Source organism: Pseudomonas sp. Pseusp49, assembly GCF_059491875.1.
In genome coordinates, this window is sequence record NZ_CP168514.1 from 1,503,618 (window position 1) to 1,519,437 (window position 15,820).

The window sequence follows — 15,820 nt, forward strand, 5'->3', positions numbered from 1 at the left end:
TCGCAGCCTGCGGCAGCTCCTACAGGGATCGGTGTAGGAGCTGCAGGCTGCGATCTTTTAGCTTTATTTGGACAGAAACCGCATCCCTTCCTCCAACCCTCGCAAGGTCAGTGGATACATCTGGTCATCGATCAGGTCTCGCACGATGTTGGTCGAGGAGGTGTAACTCCAGGTGTCCTTCGGATAGGGGTTGATCCAGATGAGCTTCTTGTACTTTTCCTTGAACCGCTGCATCCACACGTAACCGGCTTCTTCGTTCCAGTGCTCGACACTGCCGCCCGGCTGGGTAATTTCATAGGGCGCCATGGCGGCGTCGCCGATGAAGATCACTTTGTAATCGGCGCCGTACTTGTGCAGCAGGTCCATGGTCGAGGTGCGCTCGGAGGTGCGGCGCATGTTGTTCTTCCACACCGATTCATAAATGAAGTTGTGGAAGTAGAAGTACTCCAGGTGCTTGAACTCGGTCTTGCAGGCCGAGAACAATTCCTCGCAAATCTTTACATGGGCGTCCATCGAGCCGCCGATGTCGAACAGCAGCAACAGCTTGACGGTGTTGCGCCGCTCCGGCCGCATCTGGATGTTCAGCAACCCGGCATCCTTGGCGGTGTGGTCGATGGTGCCATCGATGTCCAGCTCTTCCGCCGCGCCCTGACGGGCGAACTTGCGCAGGCGGCGCAGGGCGACCTTGATGTTGCGCGTGCCCAATTCCACTGAATCGTCGAGGTTCTTGTATTCGCGCTGGTCCCAGACCTTGGCCGCCTTGCCCTGGCGCTTGCCGGCATCGCCGACCCGAATGCCTTCCGGGTTGAAACCGCCGGAACCGAACGGGCTGGTGCCGCCGGTACCGATCCATTTATTACCGCCGGCATGGCGTTCCTTCTGTTCCTCGAGGCGTTTCTTGAACTCTTCGATCAGTTTGTCCAGGCCGCCGAGGGACTGGATCGCCGCCCGTTCTTCGTCGGTCAGCGAGCGTTCGAATTCCTTGCGCAGCCAGTCTTCAGGGATCAGCGCCTGTAGGTGGTCGTCGAGCTTTTCCAGGCCATTGAAGTAGGCGCCGAACGCCCGGTCGAACTTGTCGAAATGCTTTTCGTCCTTCACCAGGATCGCCCGGGACAGGTAATAGAACTCGTCCATGTCGGCGAAGGTCACGCGCTGTTTCAGCGCGTTGATCAGGTCCAGCAGTTCGCGTACCGAAACCGGCACCTTGGCTGCGCGCATTTCATTGAACAGGTTGAGCAGCATGGCATCAGCCTCTTAGCGGGTGCCGCGACGGCTCATGAACGCCAGACGCTCAAGCAATTGCACGTCCTGTTCGTTCTTCACCAGGGCGCCGGCCAGCGGCGGGATGGCCTTGGTCGGATCGCGTTCGCGCAGCACCGCTTCGCCGATGTTGTCGGCCATCAGCAGCTTCAGCCAGTCCACCAGCTCGGAAGTCGAAGGCTTCTTCTTCAGGCCCGGCACCTTGCGCACGTCGAAGAACACGTCCAGCGCTTCGCTGACCAGGTCTTTCTTGATGTCCGGGTAGTGCACGTCAACGATCTTTTGCAGGGTGGTGCGGTCGGGGAACGCGATGTAGTGGAAGAAGCAGCGGCGCAGGAAGGCGTCCGGCAGTTCCTTTTCGTTGTTGGAGGTAATGATGATGATCGGACGCTTTTTCGCCTTGATCGTCTCGTCGATCTCGTAAACGTAGAACTCCATCTTGTCGAGTTCTTGCAGCAAGTCGTTGGGGAACTCGATGTCGGCCTTGTCGATTTCGTCGATCAGCAGGATGACCCGCTCGTCGGATTCGAAGGCTTCCCAGAGCTTGCCCTTTTTCAGGTAGTTACGAACGTCGTGGACTTTTTCGTTGCCCAGTTGCGAGTCGCGCAGGCGGCTGACCGCGTCGTACTCGTACAGGCCCTGGTGAGCCTTGGTGGTGGACTTGATGTGCCAGGTGATCAGCTTGGCGCCAAAGGATTCGGCCAGTTGCTCGGCGAGCATGGTCTTGCCGGTGCCCGGTTCGCCCTTGACCAGCAATGGCCGCTCCAGGGTGATGGCGGCGTTGACCGCCAGCTTCAGGTCATCGGTGGCGACGTAGGCCTGGGTGCCTTCGAACTTCATCTGCTAATCCTCGAACGGTAACGCCGACCTGAACGAGGCAGGGCGGGGGGCGCAATAAAAGGGTCAGCCCCGACTATAACGCGCTGCCCGGTCGACTGTGAACGCAGACGGCTTATTCAGTCTCTGAATGGAGCGTCACATCTTGACTCGGTCTCGGCTGCTGGCCAGTATTGAGATATCGCCATTTTGGCGATATTTTACCGGGCATGTCTACTAAGTACCGATTTCGCGACACATACCGCATTCAATTGCGCGAAAAGGATCATCCACCCCCCCATGTTCATCTGACGGGTGGCGGGCTGGACGTCATGTTGAGCCTGGAAACTGTCGAAGTGATGGTGGGCAAGGCGCCGCCGCTGATTCTCAGGGAAGCTTTGGAGTGGGTCAGAGCCCATCGGACTCAATTGCTGGAGGACTGGAAACGATGTTACCCATGAAACGACCAAGGCTATCGGCAGTGCAAGCATTACCGGATTACCGATTGGCGCTGACGTTTATCGATGGTCAGCAACTGCTGCTTGATTTGAGCCGCGACCTGCAGGCCTATCCAGGCCTGCAACCATTGCAGGGAGAGGCTTTTGATCATGCAGCGTTGGGTGACGATGGCTGGAGTGTCGAATGGCCTGAGCTGGATATCCAGATCGGTGCAGACACTCTCTACCTGGATGCCCTGGCGCAGAATGCCGCCGACGAAAACACCCGAATCTTTATCGATTGGCGTGCTCGCACCGGGTTATCGCTCAATCAGGCGGCTCAAGCGCTGGGGGTCAGTAGCCGCAGCATCACCCGATACAGCAGTGGTCGCGAAGCGGTGCCGAGATCCTTGGCCCTGGCCTGCCTGGGTTGGGATTTCCTGCAACAGCAATCGAATTCGCCCCGCGCGGCAGAAGACACTGGTCGGTACGTGGTCACGCGCAAAAATTAGCCGGCATCCGGCTTGGGACGTTCATACCGCGCATTGAACGCCTGGATGAAACCATTGCGTAAAATCTGCAAAAAAGCCTGGAATGCGCTGACATCTTGCTGATGCACATTGCCCTTGAGCTCGACCCGTGTCGCAAACTGGTTTTTGCCCTGGTTTTTCAGGACCGTCTCGGTTCCACCGACGAGGGCTTCCCATATTGAGCGGAACAACCCTTTGTCCTTGTTTTCCACGTCCTGCTGCCAGTTGAACACGTCAACATCGCGCATCAGCGGCTTGATATAGCCGCTCAGTCGCCCCTTGTTGGCCTGGGCTTCGATCACCACGTCGCCATGGCCGGCATTGAAGTCGAACTTGCCGTAGGCCGCGGCGAAGTCGTTCAGGCGCTTGAGTTCGATATCCGTGGTACGCAAGCGAAACTCGAAGTCTTCAAAGTCGCTCAAGGGATCGAAAGTGGCCGTGGTTTCCAGTGGCGCGTGCCCCAGCAGCAAGGCTTTGCCTTCAAAGCGTGCGTCGCGTTTGCCTTTGGTGTCGACCACGTTGGTCAGGTTGAAAATACGGGCATCCACCTTTGTAGCGTTCATGTTCACCGGTGGTTTGGAGTTGAAGTTGCGAAAACTGATCTTGCCGTCGTTGATCCGCACTTCGTTCAGGGTAATGGGCAGCAGCTTGCCTAATTGGGCACGCCAGTCGGTGCCTTGGCCGGTCTGGGAATTTCGCTTGTTGGCCCCGCCGTCGACAAAGTTGACCTCGGGCGTGATGAACTGCACTTTGGCCACCACCGCGTGGTCATGCCACAGTGAGTGCCAACTCACCGAGAGGTCGATCAATGGCGCGTTGACGAAAGGCACCGGAACCTTGCCATCGACCTTGACGATTTTCAGTCCGTTGATCTTGTAGGCCCCGCGCCACAAGGCCAGGTCCACGTCGGTGATCTGGCCCCGGTAGTCGCCCATGTCCGCCAGCCGCTCATTCAGGTAGTCGCGCACCAGATAGGGCAAGGCGATGTGCAACGTTATCAGCAGTGCAACGAGGCCGATGAGGGTCCACAAGGGCCAGCTGTATCGACGTTTCATGGCGGCAAATCTCTGGCGATCTAAAGCCATTGACTGCACTGACAGGCGGACGTTCGACCCGACTGGACGCCTGCGGGCAAGAGGGCTTACCTTGATGCCCTATTTCAATGCTGTCGTTAAGGACCCAGCCATGAGCCGCATTTTCGCTGACAACGCCCACTCCATCGGCAACACGCCGCTGGTGCAGATCAATCGCATTGCGCCGCGTGGTGTGACCATTCTGGCCAAGATCGAAGGGCGCAACCCCGGTTACTCGGTCAAGTGCCGGATTGGCGCGAACATGATCTGGGATGCCGAGAGCAGCGGCAAACTCAAGCCGGGCATGACCATCGTCGAACCCACCTCCGGCAATACCGGTATCGGCCTGGCGTTCGTGGCCGCCGCCCGTGGCTACAAATTGATGCTGACCATGCCGGCGTCCATGAGCATCGAACGTCGCAAGGTACTCAAGGCACTGGGTGCCGAGCTGGTGTTGACCGAACCGGCCAAAGGCATGAAGGGCGCTATCGAAAAAGCCGGTGAAATTGTTGCCGGCGACCCGTCGAACTTCTTCATGCCGGCGCAATTCGACAACCCGGCCAACCCGGCCATTCACGAAAAAACCACCGGCCCGGAAATCTGGAACGATACCGATGGCGCGGTCGACGTGCTGGTGGCAGGCGTCGGAACCGGTGGAACCATCACCGGGGTTTCACGGTATATCAAGAATACCCAGGGCAAACCGATTCTCTCGGTGGCGGTGGAGCCGGTGGTGTCGCCGGTGATTACCCAGGCCCTGGCCGGTGAAGAAATCAAACCGAGCCCGCACAAGATCCAGGGCATTGGTGCCGGTTTTGTGCCGAAGAACCTCGATTTGTCGATCGTCGACCGGGTAGAACTGGTCAGTGACGAAGAGTCCAAGGCCATGGCCTTGCGCTTGATGCAGGAAGAAGGAATCTTGTGCGGGATCTCCTGCGGCGCTGCCATGGCCGTGGCCGTAAGATTGGCGGAGACCCCGGAAATGCAGGGCAAGACCATCGTCGTGATCCTGCCGGATTCCGGTGAACGTTATCTGTCGAGCATGTTGTTCAGTGATCTGTTTACCGAACAGGAGAATCAGCAGTAAGCGCCAAACAATGGCGGATCGTGGCTGGCGGCGGTTGATGAGGGATTCACATCAGCCGCCGTTCAGGTGCCACATGTTAAGAAATGCTTTGTTGCACATTCGTTAACATTGAATGTTGAAAAGTGCAGGTTTTTTACCGGACCGGCAGTGTTTATCATGCCGCAAGCCTCGTCGGGCAATGGACCTGGTGCAAAGTCGCTTATCTTCAAAGGAGTTGTTGATGACCTTTTCGTTTGCCGCGAAAGCCTCGTTGTTGTTGCTGTTTCTCGGCAGCACCCTGTATGTGCACTTACGCGGTAAGGCGCGTCTGCCGGTTTTGCGCCAATTCGTTAACCATTCGGCACTGTTCGCACCCTATAACGCCTTGATGTACCTGTTTTCCGGTGTGCCTTCCAAACCGTATCTGGATCGCAGCAAGTTTCCCGAACTGGATGTGCTCAAGGACAACTGGGAAGTGATCCGCGACGAAGCGATGCACTTGTTCGACGAGGGGTACATTCGTGCGGCGGAAAAGAACAACGACGCCGGTTTTGGCTCGTTCTTCAAGAAGGGCTGGAAGCGTTTCTATCTCAAGTGGTATGACAAACCGCTGCCTTCTGCCGAAGTCCTGTGCCCGAGAACCGTGGAATTGGTCAGCAGCATTCCCAACGTCAAGGGCGCGATGTTTGCGCTGCTGCCGGGCGGCAGCCACCTCAACCCGCATCGCGACCCGTTTGGCGGCTCCCTGCGTTATCACCTGGGGCTGTCCACCCCCAATTCCGATGATTGCCGCATCTTTGTCGACGGTCAGGTTTACGCCTGGCGCGATGGTGAGGACGTGATGTTCGACGAGACCTACGTGCACTGGGTCAAGAATGAAACGCAAAAGACCCGGGTCATCCTGTTCTGCGATATCGAACGTCCATTGAACAATCGCTTCATGACCCGTATCAATCGCGGTATCAGCGCCTGGCTGGGGCGCGCCACCGCCCCTCAGAACCTGGATGACGAACGTGTGGGCGGGATCAACAAGGCCTACGCCTGGAGCAAGAACTCCAGCGATAGATTCAGTGGTGTGGTCAAGCAATGGAAGCGGCGCAATCCCAAGGCTTACCGTGTCCTGCGCCCGGTGCTGGCGGTAGCGGTGCTGACGTTGTTGGGGTATTGGTTGTTTGGTTGAAGCCGGATACGGAATTAAAAAGACCGCTCGTTGTGAGCGGTTTTTTTATTGCCGAGAAATACCGGCTACCCCCTTCAGCCGCACTGTATCGACGGTCGTTAATGGCCTTTTGACCAACTCGTTGCAATCCATGTCGAACGCTGGTTATAGTCGGCACACGGTGAGTTTCGGACTCACTTTTTATCCCTCGAGCAAAGATCAGCCCAATGCCTGCATTCCTCCTCAACGCGGTAGTCGATTCAGCGGTCAACGCTGGCGTCGTGCCGTGCGGGAATCAGCAGCCCGGGCAGATCAGTCATTACCCCCCACCTGTCAGTAGCACGCCGGTGTGCGCAGTCGTATCACCGCCAGGCGTCGGCATTTCGGGCTGATCAGCTGACTTCTGCTGTTCCCGCGCCCGCCTGAAAAAACTACTGGATTTCAGCTTTTGCTGAGTTGGCTTTTTGCCTGACTACAGGTGGTACTCATGTTTGTCCTTTCGAAAAAAAACGCGCTCGCGGCGGCGTCCACGAGCCTGTTCGTGCTGCTGTGGAGCAGCGGGGCGATCTTCTCCAAATGGGGGCTGGCCCACGCGTCACCCTTCGCCTTCCTGATGTTTCGTTTCGTCATCGCCCTATGCGGGCTGGTGTTGCTGGTGCCGTTGTTCAAGCTGAAGTTGCCCAAGGGCGGCAAGCCGATGCTGTATGCGATGGCCACCGGCGTGGTGTTGTTGGGGGGCTACCAGATTTTCTATCTGCTGGCCCTCGACCTTAAAGTCACCCCCGGAGTGATGGCGACCATCATGGGCGTGCAGCCGATCCTTACGGTGGTGATCATGGAACGTCAACGATCAGCCAGCCGGATGTTCGGTCTGGCGCTTGGGCTGGCCGGTCTGATCATGGTGGTTTACCAGGGTATCGGCCTGGCCGGGATGTCGCTGGCCGGGATGCTTTTCGGTCTGCTCGCGCTGGTGAGCATGACGTTCGGTTCGATCATGCAAAAACGCATCACTGAAAATCCTCTCGGCACGCTACCGGTGCAGTACCTCGCCGGGCTGCTGTTGTGCGGGATTTTCGTCCCTTTCCAGCCGTTTCACTTCGAACACAGCAGCGGTTTCATTCTGCCGGTGCTATGGATGGGGCTGGTGGTGTCGGTGCTGGCGACGCTGTTGCTGTACCGCTTGATCGCCCGGGGCAACCTGGTGAACGTCACCAGTCTGTTTTACCTGGTGCCGGCAGTGACGGCGGTGATGGACTATCTGGTCTTCGGCAATCGCCTGGCGCTGTTGAGCCTGTTCGGCATGCTGTTGATCATCGTCGGGCTGGTGTTTGTGTTCCGTAAAACAGCGTAGGCCGGGCAAGAAAATCAAAAGATCGCAGCCGTACCTGTAGGCGCTGCCGCAGGCTGCGATCTTTTGCCTGTCATTTGCTCAGCGCATGCTCGGCGCGTACCGAATTCATGAATGCCTGCATCGCCGACGATTGAATGCGATGACGCCGGGTGATCAACCCGTACGGTGGCAGGCGCGCTTCGAACTTGATCGGCAACACCGCCAGCAGATCCCGACCGGGATAGTCCTCGACCACCGACACCGGCGTGACGCCGAGCATGTCGGTCTGCTGAATCAACGACAGCAAGGTCATGATCGACGTGGTTTCGACGATGCTGCTCGGGATGTCGACCCGCGCGTTGTGGAACACCTGATTGATGATCGCGCGCATCGGGCTGGGTTGCTGTTGCAGTACCCAGGTCATGTTCTGCAATTCGGCCCAACTCAACTGCGTGGCTTTGGCCAGTGGATTCTGTGCGCCGGAAATCACGCACAGCGCTTCCTCGCCAAGGCTGTCGAACAGCAACTCCTCTGCCCGGGCACCGGCGGGTATCCGCCCCAATACGATATCCAGCTGATCTTGCAGCAACGCCTGCACCAGCACATCGCTGGTGTCGACCTGAATGCTCATCGACAAGCGTGGATGGCTTTGTTTCAAGGTGGCGATGGTGCGCGTCAGCAGCCCCGAAGCCAGTGCCGGAATGGCCCCGACCGCGACCCGGCCAAGGTTGCCGGATTCGAGGGCGACCAGCTCTTCACGCATGCCGCTGAGTTCGGCGAACACCATGCGTGCGTAATAAATGACCGTTTCCCCGAACGGGGTAGAGCGCATGCCCCGGGGCAGGCGTTCGAACAGCTCGACGCCCAACAGGTCCTCGGCTTCATGCAACATTTTGGTCGCGGCCGGTTGGGTCATGCCGATGTGGTCGGCGGCGCGACGCAACGAGCCGAATTCCTGCAACGCCAGCATCAGCCGCAGTTGGCGCAGGCGCAGTCGGCTGTGGATTACGTTGGCAGCAGGAATTCGGGTCATGGGCCGTGCTCGCAAAAAAGTCCTGCGGCAAGCCTGACAACAAATGCCAGGTGTTGCCAGCTTTGGCGTGTCACAGCACCGATTTTGGCTTGGCGACCTGGGGTTTGCGCAGGCCGATCAGGGTTTGCAGCGCTCTGGAAATCAACGGCCAGAACAGCATCAGCAGCGCCGCCGTGGTCAGGCTGCCCACCAACGGGTTGGACCAGAAAATCCCCAGGTGCCCGTCGGAGAACAGCATCGACTGACGGAACGCATCTTCTGCCTTGTCGCCCAGCACCGCCGCCAACACCAGCGGTGCAATCGGGTAGCCGAGTTTCTTGAACAGATAACCCAGCGCACCGAAGCCCAGCATCAGCACCACGTCGAAGAACGAGTTGTGCACCGAGTAGGCACCGATGGCGCAGACCATGATGATGATCGGCGCGATGATCGAGAACGGGATGCGCAGGATCGAAGCGAACAGCGGCACAGTGGCCAGCACCACGATCAGACTCACCACGTTGCCCAGGTACATGCTGGCGATCAGGCCCCAGACAAAATCGTGTTGCTCGACGAACAGCGTCGGCCCCGGATGCAAGCCCCAGATCATCAGGCCCCCGAGCATCACCGCCGCAGTCGCCGAACCGGGAATGCCCAGGGTCAGCATCGGCAGCAGGGCACTGGTGCCGGCCGCGTGGTCAGCGGTTTCCGGGGCGATCACCCCTTCGATTTCGCCCTTGCCGAAGTTGTCGCGGTTTTTCGAGAAACGCCGGGCCAGGCTGTAGCTCATGAACGACGCGGCAGTCGGTCCGCCAGGGGTGATGCCCATCCAGCAGCCGACCAGGGTGCTGCGCACAATCGTCCACCAGTAACGCGGCAATCTGGCCCAGGTGCGCAGGATCACCATGGGCGTGATCCGCGCATGCTCGCCGCGGAACACCAGTCCCTCTTCCACGGTGCAGAGGATTTCGCCGATGCCGAAAAGGCCGATCACCGCCACTTCAAAGCTGATGCCGGTCATCAGGATCGGCTGGTCGAAGGTCAGGCGCAGGTTGCCGGACACGGTGTCCATGCCGACGGCGGCCATGGCGAAACCGATCATCATCGCCACCACGGTTTTCAGCGGCGGGTTCTTGCTCATGCCGATGAAGGTGCAGAACGCCAACAGGTACACCGCGAAGAACTCCGGCGAACTGAAGGACATGGCGAACGCGGCAATTTTTGTCGAGAGGAACGTCAGCAACAACACGCCGGCCAACGCACCCAGCAACGCCGAACTGAACGCGGCGGTCAGGGCTTCGGCGGCGCGGCCTTCGCGGGCCATCGGATAACCGTCGAAGGTAGTCGCCACCGATGAGGGCTCACCGGGGATGTTGAACAGGATCGAGGTGATCGAGCCGCCGAACAGCGCGCCCCAGTACATGCACGACAGCAGGATGATCGCCGAGACCGGCGACATGGTGAACGTCAGCGGCAACAGCAACGCCACGCCGTTGGGGGCACCGAGACCGGGCAGTACGCCGACCAGAATGCCCAGCAGCACGCCGATCACCATCAGGCCGATATGGCCCGGCGTGAGGATCAGGTTCATGCCTTGCAGCAGGGAATCGAACTCGCTCATTTGAAATGTCTCCCGGCCAGGGCAATCCAGTCGCCCATTGGGCCGGCATCCAGCGGCACTTTGAACCACAGCGCGAAAATCAGGTAACTGGCCAGCACCGCGCCCAGGGACACGCTACCGATCATCCATTTGCCGTACGGCTTGGCGCGGACCTTGTCACGCCACATGAACCAGGCAATGAAGCAGGCCGAAGCGACGTAGATGCCGGTGAACGGCATCGCACCGACGAATAGCGCGATGGGCACGAACACCGACAGCACTTGCCTGAACGCACTGCGGCTGACGAATGAAATGCCCAGGGCTTGCCAGCGCACCAGGGTCAACACGCCGTTGGCCACACTGGCGGCGCTCAACATCAGGCCGATGTAGAAGGGAAAGTAACCCGGCTCGGGGCCGGCATCACCCCAGCCGATACCCTGTTCAACGCTGCCGAACATCACCACCGCGCCGATCAGCGTGGTGAAGAGTGCCAGGCCGAGCTCGACCCAGCGCGTACCGACCAGCGCTGGTGAATCCGAAGAATGGGACATGAAAGCACCTCCAGAGGTGACGGCCGTACGCAGGGCGGGCGGCCGTGAGCAACTCAGTTTTTCAGCCAGCCGGCCTCTTTGAACACCGGCGTGACGCGGGCGGTGTCTTTTTCGATGTAGGCGGTCAGCGGCTCGCCCTCGAGGAAGGTCGGCACCAGGGCGTTCTGCTTCACGTAAGCCTTGAACTCATCGGTCTGGGTGACTTTGCGCATCAACTCGACATAGAACGCGCGCTGCTCGGCGGTGACGTCGCCGGGCATGAACACGGTACGCGGGAAGCGGTACTGATCGATGCCCAGGCCTTGTTCGTGACAGGTCGGGACGTCGGCCCAGGATTTGTCGCCGGCGACTTTGTCGGTATAGCCCATGCGCTCCTTACTGAACACGCAGAGCGGCTCGACCTGATCGCCACGCCATTGGCTGATGCTCTCGCTTGGGTTGTTGACGTTGGCGGCGATGTGCTTGCCGGCCAGTTGCGTCGCGGCTTCGCTGCCGCTCTTGAACGGGATGTACACCAGTTTGCTGTTGTTGGTCTGGTTCAGCAGCAGGGTCAGGGTCTGGTCGACGTCCTTGGACTGGCTGCCGCCCATGCGCAGGTTCGACGGGTCGGCCTTGACCGCGTCGTAGAAACTTTTCGCGTCTTTCCACGGCGCGCCCTTGTAGCTCCAGAGAATGAAGTCATCCTCGGCCACGGCGGCAATCGGGGTCAGTTCCTGCCATTCGTAGCCGAGCTTGGACACCAGCGGCAACAGGTAGATGTTGTTGGTGCCGATCACCAGTTTGTCGGCATCGCCCTTGCTCATTTTCAGGTCGAGAAAGGCTTCGGCGCCGTTGCCACCGCCCTTGTTGAGGACGATGGTGTTCACGTCGAGCAGCTTGTGCGTGGTGATGATCGACTGGATCAGGCGACCGAGCTGGTCGGTACCGCCACCGGGACCACCGGCGACGACGATTTCGACGTTCTTGTCCGGTTGCCAGGCGGCGTTGGCGAGAGCGGGAAGGGTACCGGCGGCGATCAGTGCGCAACCAAGAAACAGACGGGATGTACGACGGACGAATGCATTTCGCATGATGGAAGAGCCTCGTATTCATGTTCTTGTAATTGTTATGAGCGGCTTGTTTGCGCGGTAAAGCCGCAAGCCTGGCCCGAGTGTGTGAAGGTGCGGGCACGGCGTCTAGTCAAAACAATACATACACCGATAGCCTGGGGTTATAGCTCGGCAAACTGCTGACTACTGTAGGAGCGAGCTTGCTCGCGATGGACTCGAGGGCACCGCGTTAATTCAGGAAGCACGTGTTTTCGTTGAAGGTCATCGCGAGCAGGCTCGCTCCTACAGAAAAGCATGCGTGGCAACGTTGAAAGGTCGTTGAAAGCAGGTCATGACATAACCCGAGGCTATCGCCTGATTTCAAGTTTTGATTAGACGGTTATCAGCGAGCCTTCGATAGTGCTCACAAATGTCGCCAGGAAGCGGCGCTGCAGTCCCCACAAAAATAATAAAAGAGGTACGCACCATGGCTCGTTCCAGTGCATCCCTGAACCTGGCCGGCGCGGATATCCAGCCCCAGGCCGCGGCACCCGCGCAGAGCTGCGCCGTCAAGGCCAGCAACGTACGCTGGCGGATCTTCGCGATCATCTTCGCGCTGACAATGGTCAACCTGATCGACCGGGTGTCGCTGTCCATTGCGATGCCGACCATCGCCCATGAGTTTTCCCTGTCACCGAGCCTGCAAGGGCTGATCCTCAGCAGCTTTTTCTGGGCCTACGCACTGTTGCAGATTCCCGGCGGCTGGCTGATCGACCGCTTCGGCCCGCACCGGGTCATCAGTTGGTCCACCGGGTTGTGGGGTACGTTTCAGGTGTTGGCGGCGTTTGCCACGGGCGGCTTGTCGTTGTTGTTTGCCCGGGTTGCACTGGGCGCCGCCGAAGCACCGCTGTTCCCGTCGGGCGGCAAGCTGATTTCCCTGTGGCTGGCCCCGAGCGAGCGCAGTCGCGGCGCGGTGTTGATGGACAGCGGCAGCCCGTTGGGCGTGGCCCTTGGCGGGTTGATCATTGCCTGGCTGATTGCCTCGCTGGACTCCTGGCGCCTGGCCTTCGTGATCGCCGGTGTCGCCACCCTGGTGCTGGCCTGGCTGGCGCGGCGTTATCTGCGCGATGACCCGGCCGGTCACCCGCAAGTCAATGCGGCGGAGCTTGAGAAAATCAACGCCGGCCGCGCCACGCCCGCCGCCGAAGCGGCCCGGGCGCCGGTCAAGGGGCTGGGTATTGCGCCACGCTCGCTCAGCGGTTTGCTGATCGGCAGGGCGAGTTGGGCGATGGTGTATTTCGGCCTGCTGACCTGGGGTCCAAGTTACCTGGCCCAGGCCCGGGGTTTCGATATCAAGGGGATTGGTGCGGCGACCTTCGTGATTTTTGTCTGCGGTGCCCTGGGTTCGTTGACCGGAGGTTTCCTCTGTGATGGCTTGATTCGCAAAGGCGTGAGTCGCGGGGTGGCGGTGAAGAGCCTGCTGGCGTTTTCCGGGCTGGTGGCCCTCGGCGCATTCCTGTTGCTGCCGACCTTGAGCAATCCTTTTGCGGCGGTGGCGCTGTTGGCCATGACCGCGTTCTTCCTGATGTGGGGCAGCCTCTACTGGAGCTTCCCGGCGCTGCTGGCGGCGCCGGCGCGGGTCGGTTTGATCGGTGGCGTGATGAACATGGCCGGCAGCACCGGCGGCATCGCCGTGCCGATCCTGGTGGGGGTGATTCTGCAAGCGGCCGGTGGTTTTGCCCCGGTGCTCGGGTTCTTCGCGGCGTGCTCGGCAGTCTTCGTGCTCGCGACCTTGTTCATCAGCCTCGACGAGGTGCGTCATGACTAACGCGTTGTGGAACGGCCCGATCATCGATGCCCATCATCACTTCTGGGACCCGACCGTCAACGACCACCCATGGCTTGCCCCCGAGGCCATCATACCCTTTCGCTACGGAGACTACAGCGCGATCAAGCGCCGCTATTTTCCCGAGGATTACTTCGCCGATGCAGGTTCGCATAACGTCGTGCAAACGGTGTACGTCGAGACCGAGTGGAACCCGCAGGACCCGATTGGCGAAACCCGTTTCATCGAGCAACTGGCCGCCCGCTACGGCGTACCCAATGCGGTCGTGGCGCAAGCCTGGCTCGATCATCCGGACGCTATCGATGTGCTCACCGAACAGGCGCGCTTCAAGCATGTGCGCAGCGTGCGCCACAAACCCGGTGGCCCGATCGCGCCGGCGCAGGTGGGGCACCTGCGCAGCCTGATGAGTGACGAACACTGGCGCCGCAGTTACGCCGCGCTCGAAGGGCTGGGGCTGCATTTCGATTTGCAGACGCCCTGGTGGAACCTGCACGAGGCCGAACGCCTGGCCCGGGATTTTCCCGGCATCACGCTGATTCTCAACCACGCCGGTTTGCCCAATGACCGCAGTGCCGAAGGCCTGGCGGGCTGGCGTCTGGCGCTGGCGCGGCTGGCGCAGTGGCCGAACGTGCAGGTGAAGATTTCCGGCCTGGGGCAGGGCGGCCAGCGCTGGCGCGCCAAGGACAACGCCTGGATCGTGCGCGAGGTGATCGCCATGTTCGGCAGCCACCGGGCGATGTTCGCCAGCAACTTCCCCGTGGACAGCCTGTGCGGCTCGTTCGACGACATCTACAGCGGTTTCAAATCCATCGTCGCCGATCTGCCGACAGCCGATCAGGAACGACTTTTCTACAGCAACGCGCAGCGGGTCTATCGCTGCGAGCCTTGCGCCAACGACCGGGCGCAGCCTGAACCCTTGAGGAGTGAAGCATGAGCAAATCCACCATCGCGATGGTCCTGGGGGACCCGGCGGGCATCGGCCCTGAGCTGATCGCGCGCCTGCTGGGCGAGCCTGAAGTGCGTGCCCAGGCCAATGTGATCCTGATCGCCGACGAAGCGGAAATGCGTCGCGGCATGCGCATTGCCGGGATGGAATTTCCCTATCGTCGCGTCGAGTCCCTGGAGCAGCTAGCATTCGTCGATGACACGCCGCTGTTCTATGACTTTCGCGGTGATACCCTCGGTGAATTTCCGCGGAGCGAGGCCAGCGTCATCGGAGGCCGCTACAGCCTCGACACCCTGGAAAAAGCCCTGCGCCTGACCGAAGCGGGCATCACCGACGCCGTGTTGTTCGGGCCATTGAACAAGACTTCACTGCACATGGCCGGCATGGCCCACAGCGATGAGCTGCACTGGTTCGCCGAGTTGCTGGATTTCCATGGACCGTTCTGCGAATTCAACGTGCTCGACAATCTCTGGACTTCGCGGGTGACCTCCCATGTGGCCCTGGCCGATGTGCCGGGCCTGCTCAGCCAGCAACGGGTGGTCGAAGCGATTCAATTGATCGACACCGCGCTCAAGCGCAACGGGCTGGAAAAGCCGCGCATCGGCGTCTGCGGGCTGAATCCGCATAACGGTGATAACGGTTCGTTCGGTCGCGAGGAACTGGACATCATCGGCCCGGCGGTACGTTCGGCGCAGGCACTGGGGATCGCGGCGGACGGACCTTATCCGGCCGACACGATCTTCCTCAAGGTCCAGGGCGATGCCAGTGCCTTCGACGCGGTGGTGACCATGTACCACGACCAGGGGCAGATCGCGATCAAGCTGATGGGGTTCTCCCGTGGGGTGACGGTGCAGGGCGGACTGCCGATCCCGATCACCACCCCGGCCCATGGCACCGCGTTCGACATCGCGGGGCAGGGCAAGGCGAATGTCGGCGCGATACGCCAGGCGTTCGAGATTGCGTGCCGGATGGGTGGCAACAGTTACTGATTGTTGAAAGGTCAAAAGATCGCAGCCTTCGGCAGCTCCTACAAGGGATCGCATTCCTCTGTAGGAGCTGCCGAAGGCTGCGATCTTTTTTGCGTCACCCGATAACCTGAAACGCCCAATAACCGGATTCCGCTATCACCCCAGGTTATCGCCGGATACGCATAAGTGATTATCCGC

15 protein-coding genes are annotated in these 15,820 nt (G+C 60.0%); 8 read left to right on the top strand and 7 right to left on the bottom strand.

The window, feature by feature from the left end; genetic code table 11:
- Positions 1-63: 63 nt before the first annotated feature.
- Positions 64-1,242, bottom strand: coding sequence for a vWA domain-containing protein (locus ACEN83_RS06670; RefSeq protein WP_007972429.1), 1,179 nt, complete (start codon positions 1,240-1,242; stop codon positions 64-66).
- A 12-nt stretch (positions 1,243-1,254) separates the two neighbouring features.
- Positions 1,255-2,100: an AAA family ATPase gene (locus ACEN83_RS06675; RefSeq protein ID WP_007972431.1), complete on the bottom strand. Its 846-nt coding sequence runs from the start codon at positions 2,098-2,100 to the stop codon at positions 1,255-1,257.
- A gap of 206 nt (positions 2,101-2,306) precedes the next feature.
- Here ACEN83_RS06675 and ACEN83_RS06680 point away from each other — a divergent pair, with 206 nt between their 5' ends.
- Positions 2,307-2,537, top strand: coding sequence for a DUF4160 domain-containing protein (locus ACEN83_RS06680; RefSeq protein WP_495579828.1), 231 nt, complete (start codon positions 2,307-2,309; stop codon positions 2,535-2,537).
- On the top strand, positions 2,525-3,025 hold the full coding sequence (locus ACEN83_RS06685; RefSeq protein WP_495579829.1) for a DUF2442 domain-containing protein: 501 nt from the start codon (positions 2,525-2,527) through the stop codon (positions 3,023-3,025). Before ACEN83_RS06680 ends, ACEN83_RS06685 begins: the two co-directional genes overlap by 13 nt.
- Here the strand turns inward: ACEN83_RS06685 and ACEN83_RS06690 are convergent.
- Entirely contained in the window at positions 3,022-4,128 is a 1,107-nt protein-coding gene (locus tag ACEN83_RS06690; protein ID WP_495579830.1) for a DUF748 domain-containing protein, read from the bottom strand. The two genes, ACEN83_RS06685 and ACEN83_RS06690, sit on opposite strands and share 4 nt — an antisense overlap.
- Positions 4,129-4,228: 100 nt before the next feature.
- Between ACEN83_RS06690 and cysK the strand changes: the two genes are divergently transcribed.
- From cysK to ACEN83_RS06705, 3 genes are all read left to right on the top strand, one after another.
- Positions 4,229-5,203: a cysteine synthase A gene (gene cysK, locus ACEN83_RS06695; protein WP_116580275.1), complete on the top strand. Its 975-nt coding sequence runs from the start codon at positions 4,229-4,231 to the stop codon at positions 5,201-5,203.
- 220 nt (positions 5,204-5,423) lie between these two features.
- Positions 5,424-6,362 carry an aspartyl/asparaginyl beta-hydroxylase domain-containing protein gene (locus tag ACEN83_RS06700; RefSeq protein ID WP_495579831.1) on the top strand — a complete coding sequence of 313 codons (939 nt, stop codon included), beginning with the start codon at positions 5,424-5,426 and terminating at the stop codon, positions 6,360-6,362.
- Positions 6,363-6,828: 466 nt separating this feature from the next.
- A complete protein-coding gene (locus ACEN83_RS06705) occupies positions 6,829-7,692 on the top strand; it encodes a DMT family transporter (RefSeq protein WP_495579832.1) in 864 nt (287 codons plus the stop codon).
- 70 nt (positions 7,693-7,762) lie between these two features.
- Here the strand turns inward: ACEN83_RS06705 and ACEN83_RS06710 are convergent, their stop codons facing one another.
- The 4 genes from ACEN83_RS06710 to ACEN83_RS06725 all read right to left on the bottom strand — a co-directional run bounded on the left by ACEN83_RS06710 (position 7,763) and on the right by ACEN83_RS06725 (position 11,904).
- Positions 7,763-8,704 (bottom strand): LysR family transcriptional regulator, encoded by a 942-nt coding sequence (locus ACEN83_RS06710; RefSeq protein ID WP_007972445.1) that lies wholly within the window; start codon positions 8,702-8,704, stop codon positions 7,763-7,765.
- A gap of 70 nt (positions 8,705-8,774) precedes the next feature.
- Positions 8,775-10,304, bottom strand: a complete 1,530-nt coding sequence (locus ACEN83_RS06715; protein WP_495579833.1) for a tripartite tricarboxylate transporter permease — start codon at positions 10,302-10,304, stop codon at positions 8,775-8,777.
- Positions 10,301-10,834, bottom strand: a complete 534-nt coding sequence (locus ACEN83_RS06720; protein ID WP_007972449.1) for a tripartite tricarboxylate transporter TctB family protein — start codon at positions 10,832-10,834, stop codon at positions 10,301-10,303. The genes ACEN83_RS06715 and ACEN83_RS06720 overlap by 4 nt, the downstream gene beginning before the upstream one ends.
- 53 nt (positions 10,835-10,887) lie before the next feature.
- Complete coding sequence (locus ACEN83_RS06725; protein ID WP_116580280.1) at positions 10,888-11,904, bottom strand: Bug family tripartite tricarboxylate transporter substrate binding protein; 1,017 nt, start codon at positions 11,902-11,904, stop codon at positions 10,888-10,890.
- A 445-nt stretch (positions 11,905-12,349) separates the two neighbouring features.
- Between ACEN83_RS06725 and ACEN83_RS06730 the strand changes: the two genes are divergently transcribed.
- From ACEN83_RS06730 to ACEN83_RS06740, 3 genes are read left to right on the top strand one after another with little or no spacing between them, the layout of a single operon-like run.
- Entirely contained in the window at positions 12,350-13,690 is a 1,341-nt protein-coding gene (locus ACEN83_RS06730) for an MFS transporter (protein WP_495579834.1), read from the top strand.
- Positions 13,683-14,642, top strand: coding sequence for an amidohydrolase family protein (locus tag ACEN83_RS06735; RefSeq protein ID WP_495579835.1), 960 nt, complete (start codon positions 13,683-13,685; stop codon positions 14,640-14,642). Before ACEN83_RS06730 ends, ACEN83_RS06735 begins: the two co-directional genes overlap by 8 nt.
- Positions 14,639-15,643 (top strand): 4-hydroxythreonine-4-phosphate dehydrogenase PdxA, encoded by a 1,005-nt coding sequence (locus ACEN83_RS06740; RefSeq protein ID WP_428606709.1) that lies wholly within the window; start codon positions 14,639-14,641, stop codon positions 15,641-15,643. The genes ACEN83_RS06735 and ACEN83_RS06740 overlap by 4 nt, the downstream gene beginning before the upstream one ends.
- Positions 15,644-15,820 lie beyond the last annotated feature (177 nt).